Genomic DNA, 20,862 nt, shown 5'->3' with positions numbered 1-20,862 from the left:
AAACAAATACATAGGGGAGGAACACACATGTGGAAAAAGGGGAGCGCCCTGCTGCTCGCGGGGATGCTGGTACTGACAGGATGTGCTGGTGAAGCTTCACTGGTGCGCGATTCTATCGTGGCATCCATTGATAAACCAAACTACGATTTCCAAGGAACCTTGAAGCTGACAGGCGACGTAGACAAATTGCCGGAAGCTTTCGGGGAAGCGACACCGGACAAACAGGGACAAGCGATCTTGTCTGCCATGAAAGCGGGCGTGACTGTAAAAGGATCCCAGCTCGATCTGAAAAATGCGAAGGTTCAGTTTGAAGTGAACGACGACAAGGTACTGCGCGACAACAAGCTCTGGACTGGCGACAAAAAAGCGTCCGTCGAGCTGGTAGTCAGCGATGACAAAGTATTCGTAAAATCTCCGCTCGACAGCAAATACTTGCTGATCGACGCGAACGCTTCCGGCGCTCTCACTGGCGTGAACGGAAACGACAAGGTGAACCCTGCCAAGCTGAAAGAATACCAGGACAAAATGAACCAGTTGACGCTGGACTTCATCAAAAAATACGTGGGCAAGTACGGCTACAAGCTGGCTGACGCGAAAAACCTCGGCATCGAAACCGTCACGCTGCCTAACGGCGAAAAAGTAGAAGCGACTCACGTAACGGTGAAGATCGACGCCAAAGAACTGGTGAAAATGTTCTTCTTCACAGCCAACGACGCGGTAGCGAGCCAGGACGTAAAAGCGTTCGCAATCGACATGATGGTTCTGACCAACTCCCTGACCGAAGAAATGTATCCGGAAATGGGCAAAACGACCGAGGCAGAAAAACGCGCCAACGCCGAAGCAACCATCACCGAAGGCTTGAAAGAAGCAAAAGCATGGCTGGACGAAACAGGCAAAGTGTACACGCCTGAAAAAATCGTAGAAGAAATGAAAAAAGAAGGCTTCCACAACCTCGCTTGGAACCTCGACTTCTACGTAGACAAAAACAAAATGCCTGTGCACCAAAAGAGCGACCTGAGCGTAACCTTCCAGGCGCCTGAAATGAAACAACCGCTGACAATCGGTCTGTTCGCCGATCAATACGCATACAACTTCGGAAAAGCGACCAAGTACGACGTTCCGGCAAAAGACGCTGGCCTGACAGCAGAAGACTTGTACAAAGACGAAAAAGCGATCAACAACTTCAGCGACAAAGGCTTCATGCGCCTCTTCGCGCAAAGCATGCTGGACGATCTCAAATGGCAAAAAGAACTGGAAGCCGAGTGGGCGGAAGAATTGGAAACAACCACCCCTTAATTCCATCCACAGCCAAAACAAAAAGCACGGCGCATTTACGCGTCGTGCTTTTTCTCATAGGTGAGGATTCCCGCCTGTTCCAGATAGGCCAGAACGGCAGCAACCGACTCTTCAATCGTCTGTTCACTGCTCTCCACCACAATCTCCGGCTGCAGCGGCTCCTCATACGGAGCGGAGATTCCCGTAAACTGCCCGATTTCCCCGCGCCGCGCCTTTTCGTACAGTCCCTTCACGTCCCGGCGCTCGCACTCTTCCAGCGGGCATTTGACGTACACCTCGATAAACTCTCCCGCCTCTACCAGACTGCGCGCCAGTTCGCGATCCGAACGATAGGGCGAAATGAATGCCGTCAACACAATCACGCCTGCATCCACGAACAGTTTGGCTACCTCGCCGATGCGGCGAATGTTCTCTTTGCGGTCTTCTTCTCCGAAGCCAAGCCCTTTGTTCAAGCCGTGGCGGATGTTGTCGCCGTCGAGCACGTAGCTGGCCAGGCCCCGCTGATGCAGCTCCTGCTCAACCGCATTGGCCAACGTCGATTTTCCGGCGCCAGACAGCCCCGTGAACCACAGGACGCAGCTTTTGTGCCCTGCCCGCCTCTGCCGATCTGCTTTCGTCACCGTCGTCGGATGCCAAACGATGTGGGCAACTCCTTCCTTTGCCATGAGCGTCCCCCTTTCTCTTTTCCTGAAAAAAACTCCATCCTTCTCGGTTACACCGAGATCGGCCGCAGTCCTTCGATCAGCACGCGCGCTACTTCCGGACGGCTGAACTCAGGAGGCGGCGCTTCGCCGCGCGCCAGCATTTCCCGCACCTTCGTACCCGACAGCGCCACATGATGTTCTGAACCGTGCGGGCACGTTTTCGCTGATGCCATATTGCCGCAGGTCGAGCAGTAAAAGCTGTTCTCAAAAAACAGCGGCGTGATCCCCAGTTCTTCGGGCTGGAACTGGCGGAAAATGTGCTGCGCGTCGTATGTACCGTAATAGTTGCCGACGCCCGCGTGATCTCTGCCGACGATAAAGTGGGTGCAGCCGTAGTTTTTGCGCACCAAGGCGTGGAAAATCGCTTCGCGCGGCCCGGCGTAGCGCATGGCGGCAGGGAAGACGGCCAGCTTGACCCGATCAGCCGGGTAGTATTTTTCCAGAAGCACCTGATAGCTGTTCATCCGCACATCGGCCGGGATGTCATCTGCCTTCGTCTCACCGACGAGCGGATTCAAAAACAGGCCGTCGACGATCTCCAGCGCCGATTTCTGGATGTATTCATGGGCGCGATGCACAGGATTGCGCGTCTGGAAGCCGACGATCGTCTTCCAGCCTTTTTCGGCGAATGCGGCTCTCGTCTCGGCAGGGTCAAAGTGGTAGTCGGCAAACGGCCCTTTGTCAGCCCGTTTGACCAAAGTAATCGGCCCGCCGAGGTAAATATCGGGGCGGCCCAGCAGCTTTTTCACCCCAGGGTGATTTTCGTCATCCGTGCCGTACACGAGCCGGGCTTCCTGCCGTTTGTCCGGCGAGTAAATGTCGGAAATCTCCAGCAAGCCGTACACCTCTTTCTGATAGACCAGACGCACGGTATCTCCTGGCTGAAGCGCGCCTGCCACGGTCGCCGGAACAGGGAGCGTAATCGGAATGCTCCAGACGGTGCCGTCCGCGAGTCTCATCCGCTCGACGACGGATGTGTAGTCATGGCGATCCAAAAAGCCGCGAATCGGGCTGTACCCTCCAATGGCGATCAGCTCCAGGTCTGACAGCGCAAAAGCGTCCAGCTCGACATCGCCCGTCGCGCGCGACAGGTCGGCAGTCGGATCAAAACGGTTTACCAGTACGTTTCCATGCGGGATGCTACCACTCACATTCAAGCCCTCCTCATCCATATCCGTTGTTCTCTTTTCCCACGCTTACTTGGCGAGATGCAGCCCGCACTCGGTCTTGCCCAAATGCGCCCAGCGGCCCGCCCGCTCGTCCTCGCCCGCTTTGACCGGACGCGTGCACGGCGCGCAGCCGATGCTCGGATAGCTTTGATCGTGCAAGGCATTGTACGGCAATTCAAACACGCGGATGTACTGCCACACCTCATCTGCCTTCCAGTGGATCAGCGGACAAATTTTCAGCGACTGAAACTTCTCGTCGCGATTGACAAACTGGACGTCCGCCCTCGTCGCGGACTGCTCCCTGCGCAGCCCTGACATCCAGGCTACCGTCCCTTTCAGCACGCTTTCCATCGGCTGTACTTTGCGCAGATGGCAACACAGATCGGGCTGGGTTGTCCACAGCTCGTCGCCGTATTCCGCTGCCTGCTCGGCGAGCGAAAGCTGTGGCTCCTTGATCGTCAATTGCAAGTCGGGGTAGCGCGCACGCACTTTCTCGATCAATTCGTACGTCTCGGGAAAATGCAGATGGGTGTCCAGAAAAGTGACGCGAGCGTCTTTTTTTACATCGCTTATCATGTCGATGAGCACCATCGCTTCTGCCCCAAAGCTGCACGAATAGACCAAATCGTCGGCAAACGTCTCGTAGGCCCACTTGATGACATCCACGGTATCTCCCTTGGCGAGACTTTTGTTGATCGCAGCGAGCTGCTCGGCTGTCGCCGTGTCGTAGTGTAGACGGCTCATATGCCCCCTCCTTGATCGTTGATGGAACTGCTTTCCCTGCGAATCAGCCGGATCAGCCCCACGAAGCCGAGCGTCGCCACGAAAACACTGGCGAGCACGACCAGCGTGTACAAATCCGAACGCAGGAACAGATGGACAAAGGCGAACGAAACGACCAGCGAAGAAACTGGCGAGACGATCCAGACCATGATGATCTGCTTGATAATTCCTTTTTGCCACAAGACGAAGCCTCGCTCCGACGTGCCTACGCCTAAAATGGCGCAAGTCGTGGCTTGAGTCAGCGGCACGGGAATCCCGAACAGCGAAGCGATGATGACGAGCGTACCGCCTGTAGCCGATACCGCGCTTCCTTGCAAAAGCGACAGGGTGGTAATTTTCTTGCCGTTCGTTTCCAGCACTCTTCCTCCCAAGAGCAGACAGCCGACAGCGACGGCCAGTCCGCCGAGCCACACGCCGTTTTCGGTCGACATCAGTCCGGCTCCCACGAGCGGGCCGACAGCGTTGGCTACGTTGTTCATCCCCGCTGAAAAAGCTTCATACACACCGCAGGCGACGAGCAAAAAGGTCAGCCAGCGCTCTCCTTTGGAGCCTGGCTTTTGCAAGGACGGCCAGCGCCGCTCCACGCGGCGAATCAGCTTGCCTGCCCCGTAGGCCCCGATAAAGGCAGCCACCGGGACCACGACCCAAAAAAACAGGATGACGAGGATGTGCCCGACAAACAAAGACTGATAGGCTAGGCCCACGCCCACGATCGCCCCCACTGTCACCTCGCTGGTCGAGAGCGGAATCCCGAGCAGATTCGCCCCAAAAAGCGTCAGCGTGGCCGAAGCGAGAACGATCACAACGGCTTCGATCGTCAGCAGATTCGCAGGGATGATCCCCCCGCTGATCGTCTTGACGACCTCGCCGCCGCCCAGCACTGCCCCGAGCAAGGCCGCTACGGCTACGAGCAGCATGGCGAGCAGCTTGTTTTTGACTGCCCCGCTGCCGTACGCGGCCCCCATCGAGGCTGCGGTCCCGCTGGCTCCAATATTCATGGCGAAAAACAAGGCGATGGCGATGGCGACGTAACTCCAATCCACGAAGAGCACTACCTCCTTTCATGCCAATCTGTTGTTACGTAAGAAAAGAAGGGGTGCCGTACAGCTTGCATGCTGCGCTGGCGACCTGCTCTCGCGAATGGATTCCTCGGGCCAAGCTCTCCACGTCTTCGGCGATGACGACGCGCCACCCCATTTGTCTCGCCACCTCCTGCGTCTTCGCATCGGCGCAAAAAAGCGGCACACTCTCCCAACCCGCTCCTGCAAAATCCGCCAGGGCAGGCAAAACTTCCCCGTCAGCGGCAGCAAACCAGTCAAACGCCAGCTTTTTCATCCAAGGAACGACCGGGTGTGTCTCCTCCCACTCCAGGACGCCTCCCGCTGGCAGATGGAGGAACTCTGCTGCTGACTGGGCAGGAGTACTCCCGCATTTGGCGCGCACATGCAAAATCCGCTCCCCGCCGTTTCGCGCAAGCTCCCTGCTCATAGCCGCAGGAGTGGCCGCGTGATCGAAAACGCGCTCCGGGTACAGTCCTCTGCTCTCCAGAAACAAAGCCGCCTGCTTCCCGCGCACAGCGAGCTTGCTCGTCAGCCGCCGCAGGTCAAACCGCCGTCTGCCCAGCTCTGCCAAAAAAGCCTCCGCCTGCTGCGCATCGTCGAGCACGATCCAGCCATATGCCGTGAGGTCCTCGGGAAATTCAGCAGCATCCACAGCGAGCAAAGGGCGCTTCACGAGCGGAATCGCGATGACTTCTGCACCGAGCTGCTCCAGCCTGCCCGCCAGTGCGTCGCTGCCGCCTGCTCCGGGAATGGCCGCAAGCGCCACCCGTTGTCCGAACAGCGGCCGCGATTCGTACCAGTTGAGTTGCTCGCGCAGCCGGACGACCTCGCCCACGACGATGATGGCCGGCGCGGAAAAGCCCGCTTTGGCGACATCGCGGTCAATCGTCGCAAGCGACCCGACCAATGTCTGCTGCTCTCCTACCGTGCCCCATCTGACGAGCGCGACAGGGGTATCCCCGCTTTTTCCGCAGGCCAAAAGCTGCGCCTGGATGTGCGGCAAGTTTTTCACGCCCATGTAAATGACGAGCGTCTCCATCCGCGCCAGTGCTGCCCAGTCCGGCTCCTTGCCGGCATTTTTGTCGCACAGATGCCCGGTGACAAAGGCAACGGAGGAATTGTAGTCGCGGTGGGTTAAAGGAATCCCTGCATACAGCGGGGCCGCCATGCCGGAGGTGATCCCCGGCACGATCTCGTACGGCACGCCATGCTGTACGCACATTTGCGCTTCCTCGCCTACCCGCCCGAACATGCTCGGGTCCCCGCCTTTTAAGCGAACCACGGTTTTTCCTCGCTTGGCTTCCCGAATCAACAGGAGGTTGATCTCTTCCTGTGGCAGTGTGTGGCGGTCCCTTTCCTTGCCGCAGTAAACAAGCCGGGCGTCCCTTTTGACGTGGGAGAGAAGCAGCGGGCTAGCCAGTCGGTCGTACACGACGACGTCGGCTTTTTGCAGCGCCTCCATCCCGCGAATGGTGAGCAGTTTCGGATCGCCAGGGCCAGCCCCTACAAATAAGACTCTGCCAGCGTTCATTTTCGATCAGTCCTCCTTGCTGCCTTCCCTAACGCGAAAAGCTGTTTCGTCTTACTGGCTGAAGCGGGAGGTTTCGACGACGTAGCCGACTCCCTGCCGACCGAGCGGTTTCTTTTCCACCAGGCTCAGCTCCTTGATTTTCGGCGGAGCGATGGTGTGCCGCAGTAGATTGTTTTCCGCGGACGAAAAAGCGCGCTCGTCCGTTTTGGCAATCACGACCACGGTCAAGAGTCGGCCTTCTTCGAGCACGGCCTCCAGTTTGTACAAGTAGCTCTCGGTTTGTTCCTCTGCCATGGTAGTCCCTCATTTCCTTGGATCGGGTGTGATCGGTTATTGTCCGGCTTTGGCTTCTTTACGCCGTTTGCAAAATGCTGTCGACCTGCTCCTGGATGCGTGCCAGTCCGACCCGCTCGACGTAGCGCCAGTACTCTTCGCCCTCCAACCGCTCTTCCTTGTAGAACGTAATCAACTGCGCCAGGAAGGCTCCCAGCCTGTCGACGGTCACTCGCGCGTTCAGCTTGCGGTTGAATTGCGGTTCTTCGAGCGTGCCGCCAACGTGGATGTCAAACGCTTCGACCATCCCGGCCGGCGTCTTGACTTTTGCCCCTTGCAGGCCGATATCGGCAATCTGCCGCTGTCCGCACGAGTTCGGGCAGCCGATCATGTGAATGCGCAGCGGCGTATCCAGTTCAACGGTGTCGTCCAAATATTGGGCGAGCGAGCGCATCCGTTCTTTCGTCTCCACGATCGCCAGGTTGCAATACTCAGTCCCTGTGCAGGAGACGGCATAGCCGACAAACGTATTCGGTTTTAGCTTGAAGCGGTTCACAATCAGCGGCTCTTCGCGGAATGCCGCCACCTTTTCCTTGGCGATGTTGCGAATGAGGACGTTTTGCGTGTTGCAGGCTCCGATCGTGCCGTCCCCGTATTCATCGGCCAGGCGCGCCAGCTCGATCAGCTCGGCAGCGTTCATCCGGCCGACGGGAACGGACAGTCCCGCATAGTAGTAGCCGGGCTGGCGCTGCTCGTGCAAGCCGTAAAAATAGCCGCCGTTCCAGCCTTTCGTCAAATCCTCTCCGCTCGTTTCCAGCTCGCCGATCAGCTTGACCAGTTCTTCCTTGAACTTTTCCGGTCCCCAGTCCGCCACCAAAAATTTCAGGCGGGCATGCGTCCGCTTCTGCCGATAGCCGAAGTCGCGGAACAAGGTCGTGACGCCTGCTGCCACCTTGACGACTTCTTCCGGCCGGACGAACACGTCAAGCTGCTTCGCCAAGTACGGCTTCGCCGACAGGCCGCCGCCTACCCAGACGTGGAACCCGATTACATCCTCGCCCGCGATGCGCTTTTTGGCGGGCGTAAAGGCGAGGTCGTTGATTTGCGCGTGGGCTGCGTTGTAGACGTTGGCGGAGATGGACATCTTGTATTTGCGCGGCAGGTTGGAAAAGTCGCGGTTGAGCAGGAAAAACTTTTCCAGCTCGGCCACAATCGGACGTGTATCCAGCACTTCATGCGGATCGATTCCGGCCAGCGGATTGCCCATGATCTGCCGCGGACAGTCGCCGCACGCTTCGAACGAAGAAAGCCCGGCCGCAGCGAGCCGATCAAAAATATCGGCCAGCGTCTCCACCGTCAGCCAGTGAAACTGGACAGCCTGGCGCGTCGTCACGTCCACGAGATCGCGGCCGTAGTCCTGGGCGATTTTCGCCAGCACTCTCGCCTGCTCGCTGGTCATGATTCCGCCGGGGATGCGCACCCGCATCATGAAGTGGCCGTCTTTCGGACGCTGCTGGTAGACTCCCGCCCACTTGAAGCGGTCCATATCAGAAGATTCAATCGATTCAAAGCCCTCTTTGGAGTAGGTATTGATGATTGTTTCGATGACGTCCAGGCCGTCTTTTTCCAGCTTGGTCAGCTCCATTTTGTTCAGGGACGGATCATCTGCCCATTTCCACTGTTTTCTCTCTGCCATGCTCATACACGCTCCTTTTTGTGAAGAGGTCTGTTACAAGTGCCGTGCGAATGGATTGGCCAATCCAGTCTGCAATCAGCGGGTGAGGCAAGTACGCGCTGCCGTTGTAGCGGTACGGCAGCTCCGCCAGCCGTGCCGGAATCGCCTTGCGGGTGAAGTACCCCTGGCTGACGAACAGAGGCAGCACGAGGACATCTCCTTTTTCTGCAAGCAGCAGGGCTTGTTCCCGCAACGTGTCCGGCCGCAGTGTCGCATATCCGGCTGCGGGGAAGGCGTAGCGGTTTTGCAGGCGAAACGTCATCCGGCGCAACAGCTTTTCCCACCGCTCCTGGCCTCCCGGCAAATCGCTGCCGTGGCCGACGAGCAACAGCGCTTCCTTGCGCGGATCGCTCGACAGCTCCTGAATGCGCTGGCTTACGATTTGCTCCACCAGCGGATGATCTTCCAGCGGCGGACACCAGAGCAGCCGCGCGCGAACCGGAATGCGCACCTGCTCCGTCTCCCAGGCGGGCCACGGCTCCAGTCCGAGCATCGCGCGTATTTCTGTCACGTGGTTGCTCCCCGCCGAAGCAAACAGGGGAACTACGACGATCCGCTTCGCGCCGGACGCCTCCAGACGCTTCCATTCGTCACTGATGCTTCGCCCCTCTACTCCCCCCAGATACGCTACCCGGGTCGGCAGCTCGCTCTGGCACTGCCTGACGGCTGACTCTACGAGACTCAGCCAGTCGGGATCGGGTGAACCGTGAGCGATTACCAAAGCCGCTGTTTTTGCCATCGGATAAACCCCTTATCCAAACCTAATTTGTAAATCATATATGTTTACTCGGAATTATAAAGGGGATGTTTTTCGCCGTCAATAATCAATTCCTATTTCTTGAAAAAAATCTTGATGAAAATATATTTGCACATCTTTTCGTTTTGCTGGATAAGAAAACCTCTATCGAATCCTGCTCAATGATGAGCGACCACGTCTTAGCGAAAGGTTGTTCTTGCCGAATCGGTTGTTTGCTCTTGCAAGTTTACGCTATCCGATTCAGTCAAACAAGCTGCCGGCAGCACCGACAGCTTGTTTCTTCGTTATTCCCATTTTTTCCTAGTAGCTGATGAGCGCAGCCATCAGCAAGCCTGCCGCAATGCTCAATCTGGAGGCGAAAATGCCTACAGACACGTTGCCGTTCGGGATTTCAGACACGACCTTGAACGGCGTCACCCACTCGAACAAATAAAAAATGATGACTTGAAACACCATGCCGACCAGGCCCCATACAACCAAATCCCACAGGTTGACCGAATGGTAGACAGCAGATGCGAGCACGATTGCCAGCCCGATAATTTTTCCGCCCAGGTCGTGTGCTGCCGCCTTGGCCGCCGCCATTTTTTTCGGGTCGTCTGTCTGCGCCCCGTCCTTGATGAGAGCGAACTCCTTATACGGAGTCGTAAACGTAAACACGAAAATACCTACTGCCAATATCGGAATTGTCACGGCCATATAGGCCAAAAAATTGAGTATGTAGCTCCATTGCGTAATCATGCCGCGCCCCTCTCCTTTTCGCTATCCTTTCATGCCGACTGGCAAGTAATACGACAGGTTGTTTGTAATCGGACCTCCGACCCGGGCCACGATTGCGGATGCTTCCCCGCCAATCCAGAAGGAGCCCCACAACAGCCGTCCGGCGTAGGGACCCGCCACGGTCTGCACCGTGATTTCGGGCAGCTCCACCCGCTTTTGGTAGATCATCGGCTGCTCCCAGTAAAATTCCTCCTGGTCTTTCTCCACCAAAGTGCCGTCTGCCGCAAACAGGGCCACTCCGCCCCCTTCTCTGCCGAAAATGGGCTTGGTTACATAGTCTTCTGTCCCTGCAAAACGGTTTTCAAAATAGGTCGGAAGCATGTAGGCGTCGATGGTCGCATGCTCTTCTGCGGTAAAAAACTCGCCCGCCTCGTGCAAGTTCCAGATGAGCGCCTGCAGCGCCTTTGTCTGGATCAAAAACGCGGACGGCGGATTGATGATCGCAAGCTTTCTGTCCGCAATCAGCGCCAGGACGTGCTCGCCTGTCGGGTAGCCGTCTTCGTCCCGCTCGTCTGCGAGCTTTTCCAGCGCATGCAAACGGTACAGCACATCGACGGGAAGCAGGCTGTCGCCGTCCTGCACGTACAGTCCGTCCTCCCAGACGCGCAGCTTTTCCAGCGGCGCAAACCGGGCAGCGATCTCCGTCTTTTCCATTAAATAAAGCGTGGTGCCCTTGTCTTCCTCGTGCCAGTCCAGCGAGCTGAACCAGACGTGCTCTACCGGATAGCCCATGTCCCTGTAAGCTTGCAGCAGCTTGGCAAAAGCGTGGCGCAACTGGACGTCCATGCCGGCATTCGGATTGTTCACTCCGAAAAAGCGGCAGGCGTGCTCGTTGACGTAAAAAGCTTCGACGATCCCGGTCGGCGTGTCGCTGTTGCACTCCAGCATTTTCAGCCCCGCTTGCGTCTCGGCAAAATCAAAGCGCCCGATCGCCGTAGGCAGCTTGGGCAAAACGGCGGTTCTGACCGTTTGCAGCGCTTGCTGCGGGACTCCCAGTTCGAGCAGGAGCGCGTCGTCTGCCTGCTGCAGTACAGGCGTCACTTTGGTGAAAATCCGGCCCAGCGCAGCCGTTGCCGTCGCAAGCTCGTCTCGAAACGATGCCGGGATGAGGTGCAGATCGGCCAGCGCGTACTCTTCGCCGTACATCCAATCCCATGTAAAAATGCCTTCTTCACGCAAAGGGGCGTACAGCGCTTCTCTTCGGTTCCGCACGTCCACTGGCCTCACCCCGAGCTGGACACGCCGGAGCTGCCGATACCGCCCTTGGAGCTGCTCGGGCTAATGCCGCTTGATACGCCTTGCGACTTGCTTTTCGACGAGCCGCCTCCGTAGTAGGTGGACGACCCGCCGCGCGAGCTGCTTCCTCCGTCGTCGCAATAGCCGTCATTGTCTCTGTCGTAGCAATCGTCATCATAGTCTGACGAACAGCCGCTGATGGCCATCGTAGCAGCCACGAACAGGCCGACGACCTTGGCCGATTTTGTCAGTGCCATCCTCTTCCCTCCTACCCTGCCGGCCGCGCGTAGAAAATGTACACCTGGCGATCTTCGTCCACTTCCGCCGATGTTTTTTCCCACTCGCGTCCATTCAGGTACAAATAGTCGCTTTGCAAGTGCAAGAGAGCATCGTCGTCGTCCTTGAACGAAAACGTGTGCACGAGCGGGTAAAGCCGTGTGTTCTCGCGGTACTCCCGCATCTCGATCTGGATGCTCCCCCAGCGCACGGACGGCCTCTCCGCGTAGTCCACAGCCGTCTCCTCCGTCGAATGCCGGACGTAGATCACGTACGTCCCCTGCTCAATCGCGCAGGAAGTCTTCTCGTAGACGACATGCCCTTTCACCAGGTAGTCGCAGGCAAAGCGCAAGGACACTTCGTCCTTGTCGATCCGGTCGTAGTAAAACAAGACCGGGTAACCGTTCGCCTCATCCAGCAGCCGATATTCCAATCTGGCCATTTTTTCACCCCGTTTGTACGAAAATGCTGCTTCTTTCACGACACGCAACATTTTATACGCGCTACGAAACATTTGGTTGCCAAAAAATTAAAAAAATCGGATGAACAGGAAAAAGTTGGTGCGAGAGTCCCGACCCAAGCCCCAGCCGCGATGTTTCCTGTGAAAAAGGTCGCGCTACCGGCAGTCCGGCAAAGCCTTAGCGCAGACAATCCGCCATGCTCTGCTCCAGCAGCAGGCCGCGAATCGGCTCGTGCAAATGCCCGTTCGTCGCCAAAAGCGAGCGCACCTGATCTTGGGCAAACGGCTCGTGCCGGTACGGTTTCCCTTGCCAGTCAGTGATGGTCGCTCCCGCCTCGCTCGCGATGACGATCCCCGCAGCGACGTCCATGATGCCCGAGCGCTGCATGACGATATAGTCCAGCCAGCCGTTGGCGAGCAGACACCAGTCGAGCGCCGGAGCGACGTTGCGCAAAATCCGCTTCGTGTTCAGCACAAACGGCTCCGTAAAGGCCAGCTCCTCCTGCTTGGTCACCGTATTGCGCCCGCGGATGTAGGTCCCGACTGCGCGCGTCAAGTCTGTCCGGTTGTTGATCGACATGCGCCTGCCGTTCAAAAACGCGCCCTTCCCTTTTTCCGCCCAGAACATTTGCCCTGCCACCGGGTTGTAGACGACGCCGAGGACGAGATCGCCCTTGTGCTGCAAGGCAATCGAAATACTGAAGTACGGATGGCCGATAAAGTAGTTGTTCGTGCCGTCCAGCGGATCGACAATCCACAAATATTCTTCGTCGCGGCTGACCATTCCGACTTCCTCGGAAAAAATCGTATGCGTCGGGAAATGGCGGTGCAGTACCTCGATAATGCGCTGCTCGCTGCCTTTGTCCTCCGGCAGCTTCACGTCGTTATGCAGTTCCTCATCCGGCGTAAGCTGTTCGAGAAAACGCTCCTTTAAAAATGCTCCTGCTGCACTTGCTGCTTCTTTGGCTATTTCCAGCATCGGCTTTTCGCCCCTTCCTATGGTCTGTCATTGTTTTCCCTTGCATTCCGGCTCCTGACTTCACTATGATAGAGTGACACCCATCTCGCGAAAGACAGATACGCAGCGCGGTCCCGAGCCACAAGCCAGCCTTTTCCCATCGGTGCCCGACGCTTTTAGGAGGGGAAAACATGAACAGCGATTTCATTCGCCTGAAAAATATGGAGGGTGAGCTTAAATTCACCCAAATGAACAATAGCTACGGCTTCTCGGTCACGACGAAGGAGCTTGTCTTTTTCAAGCCGCACCTGACCTACCACCTGTTTTTGCACGACATCGTCAGCATGGTGCCGCATAAGCTCGACAACGCGCCCGTGTCCTTTCGCCTGAACCGCGAAACCGTCCACACCACGTTTGGCTCCCAATACTACAAGATCGGCGTCAAGTGGGCCAGAATCGTCTCCCGCTCCGGCATCGTGGAGAAGGAAAACATGGAGTTTATCGTCCCTCTCTCCGCCAAAATGCTCACTTACATTACACAATACAGCGGGCTTGTTGTGATCCGGTAAAGCCTAGGTAAAAAAACAGGCTTTGGGGTGTGCGTATTTCGCACGCCTTTTTGCTATTTTCTGTTCAGGACGATAAACGTCCCGGTGCCGTGGGCGACCCGCTTGTTGCGCTCGTCGTACACCGTGCCCTCCATGACGACCAGCGTGTGCCCCCGGTGCAAAAACGTCGCTTCGGCGCGAAGCCGCTTCCCTACTCCCGGCCGCAAGTAGTTGATTTTCAATTCGGTCGTGACCGCGTACTGCTCCGGCGGCAGCGAGCGGTTGATTAGCGAACCCATGGCCGAGTCGATCAAGGTGGCGAGAATCCCCCCGTGCACCGCTCCCCCGGAGTTGTGCATGAACACGGTGAGAGGCAGCTCGAAGCGATACGACTGCTTCGTTTCGTCGATAAACTCTCCCTTCAGGCCAAGAAAGCCGGATAAATAGGCGCTTTTGCGCTCGCGCTTCTGGCGGATTGCCTGCAAAGCCAGCTCCAGTATTTTCCGTTCCTCGTCATTTCCTTCCGCCCAGACATTTTTTAGCTCTTCTATCATTTTGTTCACTCCAACAAAAATAGACTCAATCCTTTTATTGTAGCCCATAAAGCTGGTTTCCGCCATGTCTCCAAAAGCCGGTCACAGCCGCTCACAGGCAGCAGACTGAGCAAATGTTCAGACTTTTACGGTTGTTTCTATTAATAAAAATTGATAAGATAGTGCAAAACATAAGACAGGTAACTTTCACGTGTAGGAAGGGAGAGTTTCACATTGGCTAGACAACGAAGTGACATGATTAAAAAAGGTTTTGACCGCGCTCCGCACCGCAGCTTGCTTCGTGCGGCAGGAGTAAAGGACGAGGATTTCGACAAACCGTTTATCGCCATTTGCAACTCTTACATCGACATTATCCCGGGCCACGTGCACTTGCAGGAATTTGGCAAGCTGGTCAAGGAAGCTGTTCGTGCCGCTGGCATGGTTCCTTTTGAGTTCAATACGATCGGGGTTGACGACGGCATCGCCATGGGCCACATCGGCATGCGCTACTCGCTCCCGAGCCGCGAGATCATCGCAGACAGCCTGGAAACGGTCGTAGCCGCGCACTGGTTCGACGGCATGATCTGCATTCCGAACTGTGACAAGATCACCCCGGGCATGATTATGGGCGCCCTGCGCGTCAACATCCCGACTGTATTCGTGACAGGCGGCCCGATGAAAGCAGGCAAAACGAGCGACGGCCGTTCCATCTCGCTTTCTTCTGTATTCGAAGGCGTCGGGGCTTACCAGGCTGGCCTGATCGACAACAAGCAACTGGAAGAACTGGAACAATACGGATGCCCAACCTGCGGTTCCTGTTCCGGTATGTTTACCGCCAACTCGATGAACTGTCTGCTCGAAGCGATCGGTCTGGCGCTGCCAGGCAACGGCACTGTTCTCGCCGTCTCTCCGGAGCGCCGCGAGCTGGTAAAATCCTCCGCAGAAAAGCTCAAGCACCTGATCGAGCAAGACATCAAGCCGCGCGACATCGTTACGCTGGAAGCGATCGACGACGCCTTCGCGCTCGACATGGCGATGGGCGGCTCTACGAATACCGTTTTGCACACGCTGGCAATCGCCCAGGAAGCGGGAATCGAATACCCGATCGAGCGCATCAACGAAGTGGCGAAGCGCATCCCGCACATTTGCAAGCTGGCGCCATCCTCTGACTACCACATCGAGGACTGCCACGAAGCGGGCGGCGTGTCCGCTGTGCTCAAGGAGATCGCGCGCAAAGAAGGCGCGATTCATCCGAACCGGATTACCGTGACAGGCAAGACGCTGGCAGAAAACATCGCCAACGCCGAAATCAAAAACGACCAGGTGATTCGTCGTCTGGAAAATCCGTACAGTGCCTCCGGCGGTCTGGCCGTCCTGTTCGGCAACCTGGCCGAGCAAGGCTCGATCATCAAAACCGGCGGTGTCGATCCTTCTATTAAAAGACACGAAGGTCCGGCGATCTGCTTCGACTCGCAGGAGGAAGCACTGGCGGGCATCGCCGCTGGCAAGATCAAATCCGGGCACGTCGTCATCATTCGCTACGAAGGACCAAAAGGCGGCCCCGGCATGCCGGAAATGCTCGCTCCTACCTCGCAAATCGTCGGGATGGGACTCGGCAAGGAAGTCGCGCTCGTCACAGACGGTCGCTTCTCCGGCGCTTCCCGCGGAATCAGTATCGGCCACGTCTCGCCGGAAGCGGCGGAAGGCGGCCCGATCGCTTTCGTCCAGGACGGAGACATCATCTCCATCGACCTCGAAGAGCGCTCGATCCACCTGCACGTGGACGAGGCTGAGCTGGCCCGCCGCCGCGAAGGCTGGCAGGAATTCCAGCCGAAAGTCAAAACAGGCTACCTGGCCCGCTACTCCAAGCTGGTGACGAATGCGAGCATGGGCGGCGTTATGAAAATCTAGTCGCATTTCTTTATAAAAGACAACCCCCTGCCTTTGGACAAGCTGTCCGCTCAGGCAGGGGGTTTTTCCTATGCAAAAGCAAAAGCCGCTTGTTACTGATCCATGAAGCGCACGCTTTTGTCAGCTCCAGCGCCTGCTGCTCCGTGAGCGCGGTCACCTCGCCTGTCTCCGCCCAGTCAAACCCGCCAGCCGGAATACGCATTCCTGAACAGGATTGTCTCCTTGCCCGGCTCGCCAGCGGCCGGCGCAACCACGCTCACATCCGTAAAAACGGCATCGTATATGTCGTCTTTTTTGTTTTGCTCGCTATACCGCGATTCCAGGGCGATACCGCCGCTGTCTTGCGCCGTCTCCTGGCTGTCGATCACGACCTGCTTGTCCACAGACACCGTCAGTCGCTTCCCGCTGAGCGCGATCTCCCGCAGCCGCATATGCGAAATATTGACCGGATAGCCCGGGTCTTCTTTTACCGCCCCTGCCTCTGTCTGGGCTTTGCTGTACACTGTCGCCTTGTCGTAGGCGAGGTCTTCCGGCTTCCAGTGGATCTCGCTCAATGTTGCCTTGGACAGCTCGACCAGCGGACGGCCTGCCTGCTTCTCTTCCAGCTTGAGCTCATTGTTTTCCAAAAGCAAGCGGACAAACGACTCTTTTTGGCGATCGTAGCGCAAGTAAATGGTTTGTCTGCCGACGACATTGCCCTCCAGCTTGGCTGACACGCGCACATCCCGGTACTTCTCGCTGTCGCGCAAATACAGCATGCCGCTTTCACCGGGCGGCGAAGTCAGCACGATGCTGTTGTCCCCAAATTCCTCCGCACCGCCCATTCGCTCCCACTTTGCCGCCTGCTGTTCGTCGCCCTGCACGAATTTGACCTTTTGCTGCGTATCCTTCTGAATTTTCATCAGCAAATGGTTCGTGTACCAGTAAAGAGCAGCCTGGACGCGCGTCAGGTTGTACAGGCTGTCCTCGGCGGTATTGCAGGCGTTGCCCTCCCTGTTGAAATGCATCGCAAACAGTTGCCGGATGTTGGCGTCATTCACATCGGACACGAGCCGGTTCATCCCCTGGTAGAGCGCGTTGGCGTGCATTATCATGTCCGCGCGCGACGATTTCTTTTGCCAGCTCCGGCTCTTCTGCGACCCGCATGCCAGGCAAAAAGAAAGTAGCCTTCAGATGATGCTTGTCCAGTTCATCCAAAAGCTTCTTCATCGTGTCGCTGTCTGTCATTCCATTGAAGGTGAGCGATAGCTCCCGCCTGGTGGTGTACACAAACGGAATCGCCTTGCTCTTTTCTCCTGTGGAGCGAATGATGGTTGGGGCGACTTTGGATTTTGGTGTACCGTCGTCGGCTTTTCGTTCTTCCCCGAAAAAAGCGGCGCATCCGGTCAACAAAATCAGCACCATCATCAACGCGATCATGGCAAACGAGAAGTTTTTGCTTTTTTTGCCTCCACCTGTCTGCATCGGATTGCTCCTTTTTTCCGTTCTCCATCAAGGTTTTCTCCTAGCTTATCCGTCATCCAAACTACTCCTTGTACACGCAAACTGCTATTGATAAATCAAGGCAATTGCCCATGCTTCTGCTGTTGCGCGAAGCGAATCGGGCATGCTAAAAAAGAGGCGTTCCCCCGGCGCTTGGACAGCAAAAAAGGACGATCCGACTGGACCGCCCTCCTGTTTGCCTGCTTCGCTTTTTCCAAGATTTTCTTGCTCCTATCTCGCAACGAACGGCGCTGTGAGACGTATGAATAAGTAGAGAGATTCGAAATAACGCTACAGGACGCGACGCGCCGAGACAAAGCGCTTCTCCCAGGATGTGCCTTTAAAACCTGTAAAAGTCACACCCGGTTGCCCGTAGGTATGTAGTAGCTTGTTGTTGCCAGCGTAAATCGCTACATGGGTAATCCGCTTGGACTTCGTCGTTGTGCTCGCCTTGAAGAAGACCAGATCCCCTTTTTTCAGGTTGGCTTTGGACACACTGATTCCTTTTTTCGCCTGGTCGCGCGACGTTCGCGGCAAGCTCTTGCCTACTGCCACACGAAAAACGCGTTGCGTGAAAGAAGAGCAGTCAAAGACGGCTGTCGTATTTTTGCTTGCCCCGAATTTATAAGGTGTACCCAAATATTTTTTCCCAGTGGCAATAACCTTGTCCGCTTTTGCTTGCGACCAAGCAGCATGAGCTACATTTTCTCCAGGCATCGGCATGGCAATCGCCGTTACGCCAAGTGTCAAGCCCATTACAATTCCGATGAGGGTTTTTCGCAGTTTCATGTTGTTCATCCTCCCTTTTGACAGAACACGCTTCTACGAAATCGTTTCGGTAGAAGCTTACTTTATGCAAAGTTTGGCTGACCTCTCACTTGTTCTCTACTTTACCAAAGCTGTTACCCGGTGAAATTACCAAAAACTTGGCAAAAACCGCTTGGGCAAATGGATACGATTACCGCTTGACGCGCTCAAGCCCGATATCATGGGCATTCCTCAAATTTTCAGTTTATTTTCTTGCCAAAATGTTCCTCGCAATTTGACCAATTGTATCCAGTGCCAAGCGTCTACTTCCCGCATAACATGCGACTTATGGCCTAGTTCTTCTTGCAAAAAGTTCCTGTTCTCGCGATTTTCGCTGGGGAAGAAACTGGATTCTCTCTACTCTTCCTTCTCTATGCTTGCAACCTGCAGGGAGTCAGCGTAAAGTAGAAAAGAGTTCGTTTTAAGGAGGCACATCATGCGACTGCGTAACATTCCAGGTGCCGAAGCGGCCCTGCGAGAATATCCGACGTTTGTGGACAATCCCCTTTCCTATAAAGGAAGCTGGAAAGAACGCTTCGGAAATGACAATCCGATCCACGTGGAGATCGGCTGTGGAAAAGGACGCTTCATTAATACATTGGCACAGCGTCACCCTGATATTAATTTCATTGCTGTCGAGCTGAAAGCGGAGGTCGTGTTGCGCGCCTTGCAGCGGACAGAGTACAAGCCGATTCCGAATCTGGCCTTTGTCCAGTTTGACGCTTCCAAGCTGACCGAGCTGTTTGCCGATCACGAGATTGCCCGCATCTATCTGAACTTCAGCGATCCGTGGCCCAAGACACGCCACGCCAAACGCCGTCTCACCCATCCTCGCTTCCTGAACAACTATCGTCAGGTGCTTGCCGAGGACGGAGAGATTCATCTGAAGACAGACAATGAAAAGCTCTTTGAGTTTTCGCTCAATCAGTTCGCTGCCGAGTGCTTCCAGATGCGCAACATCACTTTTGACCTGCACCAGTCGAAGCTCGCAGAGGAGAACGTCATGACGGAGTACGAAGAGCGCTTTTCGTCCCGCGGACAGCGTATTTATCGGGTAGAGGCAAGCTGCATCATTAAATAGAAGAAACGCGCCTTTTGGACAAGGCACATGCCTCCACGTGAACACGCTATCGGAATCGTTCGTGCTTACGTGGAGTTTTTTCGACCTTCCAGCAAAGGATTGAGATCAACAGATGAATAGCATGATGAAGCCTTTCATGAATGGAACACCAACTTGTTATTCACCCGGTTGCGCATGACCTCGCTGTTTCTGCTCATGTGCTATCCTTTTTTTCTGTATGCCGATCTGGTCTTGCTCAAAGACGTCGGCGATCCTCTCTTTTGCTATACGTTGACGGGCATACACACCGCCGGCTTTCTTCTATCAATCGTCTTCCTGTTGATTTACAAAAGGGTTCGGCAGCAGGAAACGTTTATGCGCTCCTTTTGGCCGACTTTCTTGTCCTTGTGTACGTCGCTTGTTATATCGGCGGGGGTGCCCTGTCTTCCCTGAACAGCCATGATGCAGTCGCACACGGGAAACTCTTCCTTCATCACCGACAAAAAATCAAGCCCGTCCATGTCCGGAAAATAAATGTCCAAAAGCACCAGGTCCGGCTGCAATAGCTCCAACTGGTCCCGCGCCTCCTGTCCATTGGTGGCAATGCCTACAACCTCGTAGCCCTCCACTTTTTCCACAAATCGTCGGTTCACCTCGGCGATTCTGAGGTCGTCCTCGACAATCAGTACCCGTATGTTGCTCCCCGCCATGCTTTTCAACGCTGCTCTCTCTCCTTCATGTCTGCGACGTGCGAGCTTCTTTTCGGAAGCGTCACGGTAAAAATCGTTCCGCCCGACGGATTGCCTGTATGCGTAATATTGCCGTGCAGCTTCGCGACCGCCTGTTGCACCAGATGCAGGCCGTAGACGTGATTCGGTTTCACTTTGGTCGAAAACCCCAGCTCGAATACCCGTTCGGCGTTTTCGCGCGAGATGCCTGGCCCGCGATCTTCCACCTCGATCAGCAGCACTTCCTCCATGTCCAACAAAAAAATCGTAACCTCCTGCGCAAACGCCCCCGGCGACAAAACGGCGTCCATCGCATTATCGAGCAAATTGCCCAAAATGACAATCAGTTGCGCCCGGTCAATCGCGGCGGGAATGTCGCGGAAGTTGCTGTCCGGGTCGATTTTCAGCTCGATTTTGCGTTCGTTGGCCTGGTTCAGCTTGCCGAGCAAGCAAGCAGCATCGTGCAAGCAACGCCCAACAGCAGCGTAACGATCCCCACCACGACAATCCGGTCGCGGTACGATTCGATCGTCTCGTCAATATCTGCCAGCAAAAAGCCGACAGACACGACTCCCATCACTTGCCCTGCGTCATTATAGATCGGCGTCTGTCCCCGCAGCCCCGGTCCGAGCGAACCGACTGTCTCGGAGATGATCGAGTTTCCCGCGAACACCGCCTCGTTATCGCCGCCCACCATCTGCTTCCCGATTTCCTCCTTGGAAGAATGCGATTTCATTTTGCGCTGCCATTATAGCAATCTTCGTAAAAGTCCGAATA

The 20,862-nt window shown here is 55.9% G+C and carries 23 protein-coding genes and 1 pseudogene; 4 read left to right on the top strand and 20 right to left on the bottom strand.

Going from position 1 to position 20,862, the window contains the following annotated elements; all coding sequences use genetic code 11:
- Positions 1-27 precede the first annotated feature (27 nt).
- Entirely contained in the window at positions 28-1,296 is a 1,269-nt protein-coding gene (locus AC3WJN_RS06915; protein WP_007778871.1) for a hypothetical protein, read from the top strand.
- Positions 1,297-1,331: 35 nt separating this feature from the next.
- On the opposite strand, the gene cysC is transcribed toward AC3WJN_RS06915, so the two are convergent.
- The 13 genes from cysC to AC3WJN_RS06850 all read right to left on the bottom strand — a co-directional run bounded on the left by cysC (position 1,332) and on the right by AC3WJN_RS06850 (position 13,037).
- Entirely contained in the window at positions 1,332-1,961 is a 630-nt protein-coding gene (cysC, locus tag AC3WJN_RS06910; RefSeq protein ID WP_005828405.1) for an adenylyl-sulfate kinase, read from the bottom strand.
- Between the two features lie 47 nt (positions 1,962-2,008).
- On the bottom strand, positions 2,009-3,151 hold the full coding sequence (sat, locus tag AC3WJN_RS06905; protein ID WP_007778883.1) for a sulfate adenylyltransferase: 1,143 nt from the start codon (positions 3,149-3,151) through the stop codon (positions 2,009-2,011).
- A 45-nt stretch (positions 3,152-3,196) separates the two neighbouring features.
- Entirely contained in the window at positions 3,197-3,913 is a 717-nt protein-coding gene (locus AC3WJN_RS06900; RefSeq protein ID WP_005828403.1) for a phosphoadenylyl-sulfate reductase, read from the bottom strand.
- Positions 3,910-4,995, bottom strand: a complete 1,086-nt coding sequence (gene cysP, locus AC3WJN_RS06895; protein WP_005828402.1) for a sulfate permease — start codon at positions 4,993-4,995, stop codon at positions 3,910-3,912. The genes AC3WJN_RS06900 and cysP overlap by 4 nt, the downstream gene beginning before the upstream one ends.
- 34 nt (positions 4,996-5,029) lie before the next feature.
- Positions 5,030-6,544: a uroporphyrinogen-III C-methyltransferase gene (gene cobA, locus AC3WJN_RS06890; RefSeq protein WP_005828401.1), complete on the bottom strand. Its 1,515-nt coding sequence runs from the start codon at positions 6,542-6,544 to the stop codon at positions 5,030-5,032.
- 51 nt (positions 6,545-6,595) lie between these two features.
- Positions 6,596-6,838, bottom strand: coding sequence for a DUF3906 family protein (locus AC3WJN_RS06885; RefSeq protein ID WP_005828400.1), 243 nt, complete (start codon positions 6,836-6,838; stop codon positions 6,596-6,598).
- Positions 6,839-6,896: 58 nt separating this feature from the next.
- Positions 6,897-8,513, bottom strand: a complete 1,617-nt coding sequence (locus tag AC3WJN_RS06880; protein WP_005828399.1) for a nitrite/sulfite reductase — start codon at positions 8,511-8,513, stop codon at positions 6,897-6,899.
- On the bottom strand, positions 8,479-9,291 hold the full coding sequence (locus AC3WJN_RS06875) for a sirohydrochlorin chelatase (protein WP_005828398.1): 813 nt from the start codon (positions 9,289-9,291) through the stop codon (positions 8,479-8,481). Before AC3WJN_RS06875 ends, AC3WJN_RS06880 begins: the two co-directional genes overlap by 35 nt.
- 318 nt (positions 9,292-9,609) lie before the next feature.
- Positions 9,610-10,047 carry a DUF350 domain-containing protein gene (locus AC3WJN_RS06870; protein ID WP_005828397.1) on the bottom strand — a complete coding sequence of 146 codons (438 nt, stop codon included), beginning with the start codon at positions 10,045-10,047 and terminating at the stop codon, positions 9,610-9,612.
- 21 nt (positions 10,048-10,068) lie between these two features.
- Positions 10,069-11,298 carry a glutathionylspermidine synthase family protein gene (locus AC3WJN_RS06865; protein ID WP_005828396.1) on the bottom strand — a complete coding sequence of 410 codons (1,230 nt, stop codon included), beginning with the start codon at positions 11,296-11,298 and terminating at the stop codon, positions 10,069-10,071.
- An 11-nt stretch (positions 11,299-11,309) separates the two neighbouring features.
- Entirely contained in the window at positions 11,310-11,579 is a 270-nt protein-coding gene (locus tag AC3WJN_RS06860; protein WP_005828395.1) for a hypothetical protein, read from the bottom strand.
- An 11-nt stretch (positions 11,580-11,590) separates the two neighbouring features.
- Positions 11,591-12,040: a hypothetical protein gene (locus AC3WJN_RS06855; protein ID WP_025843876.1), complete on the bottom strand. Its 450-nt coding sequence runs from the start codon at positions 12,038-12,040 to the stop codon at positions 11,591-11,593.
- Positions 12,041-12,236: 196 nt separating this feature from the next.
- Positions 12,237-13,037 (bottom strand): inositol monophosphatase family protein, encoded by an 801-nt coding sequence (locus tag AC3WJN_RS06850; RefSeq protein ID WP_005828393.1) that lies wholly within the window; start codon positions 13,035-13,037, stop codon positions 12,237-12,239.
- A 170-nt stretch (positions 13,038-13,207) separates the two neighbouring features.
- Between AC3WJN_RS06850 and AC3WJN_RS06845 the strand changes: the two genes are divergently transcribed.
- Positions 13,208-13,585 carry a hypothetical protein gene (locus AC3WJN_RS06845; RefSeq protein ID WP_005828392.1) on the top strand — a complete coding sequence of 126 codons (378 nt, stop codon included), beginning with the start codon at positions 13,208-13,210 and terminating at the stop codon, positions 13,583-13,585.
- A 53-nt stretch (positions 13,586-13,638) separates the two neighbouring features.
- Here AC3WJN_RS06845 and AC3WJN_RS06840 read toward each other — a convergent pair whose 3' ends face one another.
- Positions 13,639-14,118, bottom strand: coding sequence for a PaaI family thioesterase (locus AC3WJN_RS06840; RefSeq protein ID WP_007787272.1), 480 nt, complete (start codon positions 14,116-14,118; stop codon positions 13,639-13,641).
- A 213-nt stretch (positions 14,119-14,331) separates the two neighbouring features.
- On the opposite strand from AC3WJN_RS06840, the gene ilvD reads away from it, so the two are divergent.
- Positions 14,332-16,008, top strand: a complete 1,677-nt coding sequence (gene ilvD, locus AC3WJN_RS06835; protein ID WP_005828390.1) for a dihydroxy-acid dehydratase — start codon at positions 14,332-14,334, stop codon at positions 16,006-16,008.
- Positions 16,009-16,184: 176 nt separating this feature from the next.
- Here the strand turns inward: ilvD and AC3WJN_RS06830 are convergent, their stop codons facing one another.
- From AC3WJN_RS06830 to AC3WJN_RS06820, 3 genes are all read right to left on the bottom strand, one after another.
- Positions 16,185-17,057, bottom strand: coding sequence for a hypothetical protein (locus tag AC3WJN_RS06830; RefSeq protein WP_051998958.1), 873 nt, complete (start codon positions 17,055-17,057; stop codon positions 16,185-16,187).
- Entirely contained in the window at positions 17,041-17,472 is a 432-nt protein-coding gene (locus AC3WJN_RS06825) for a polysaccharide deacetylase family protein (protein ID WP_007787277.1), read from the bottom strand. Before AC3WJN_RS06825 ends, AC3WJN_RS06830 begins: the two co-directional genes overlap by 17 nt.
- Before the next feature lie 309 nt (positions 17,473-17,781).
- Positions 17,782-18,279, bottom strand: a complete 498-nt coding sequence (locus AC3WJN_RS06820) for a C40 family peptidase (protein ID WP_005828388.1) — start codon at positions 18,277-18,279, stop codon at positions 17,782-17,784.
- A gap of 454 nt (positions 18,280-18,733) precedes the next feature.
- Here AC3WJN_RS06820 and trmB point away from each other — a divergent pair, with 454 nt between their 5' ends.
- On the top strand, positions 18,734-19,378 hold the full coding sequence (trmB, locus tag AC3WJN_RS06815) for a tRNA (guanosine(46)-N7)-methyltransferase TrmB (protein WP_007787280.1): 645 nt from the start codon (positions 18,734-18,736) through the stop codon (positions 19,376-19,378).
- 419 nt (positions 19,379-19,797) lie between these two features.
- Here trmB and AC3WJN_RS06810 read toward each other — a convergent pair.
- From AC3WJN_RS06810 to AC3WJN_RS06800, 3 genes and pseudogenes are all read right to left on the bottom strand, one after another.
- Positions 19,798-20,067 (bottom strand): annotated as a pseudogene (locus AC3WJN_RS06810) (response regulator); the annotation flags it as partial.
- Between the two features lie 5 nt (positions 20,068-20,072).
- Complete coding sequence (locus tag AC3WJN_RS06805; RefSeq protein ID WP_433947772.1) at positions 20,073-20,534, bottom strand: sensor histidine kinase; 462 nt, start codon at positions 20,532-20,534, stop codon at positions 20,073-20,075.
- Positions 20,519-20,821 carry a hypothetical protein gene (locus AC3WJN_RS06800; protein WP_007787283.1) on the bottom strand — a complete coding sequence of 101 codons (303 nt, stop codon included), beginning with the start codon at positions 20,819-20,821 and terminating at the stop codon, positions 20,519-20,521. The genes AC3WJN_RS06805 and AC3WJN_RS06800 overlap by 16 nt, the downstream gene beginning before the upstream one ends.
- Positions 20,822-20,862 lie beyond the last annotated feature (41 nt).

The organism is Brevibacillus sp. FW306-2-1A-C05A (assembly GCF_058781555.1).
This window is presented reverse-complemented; position numbering and strand designations above follow the sequence as displayed.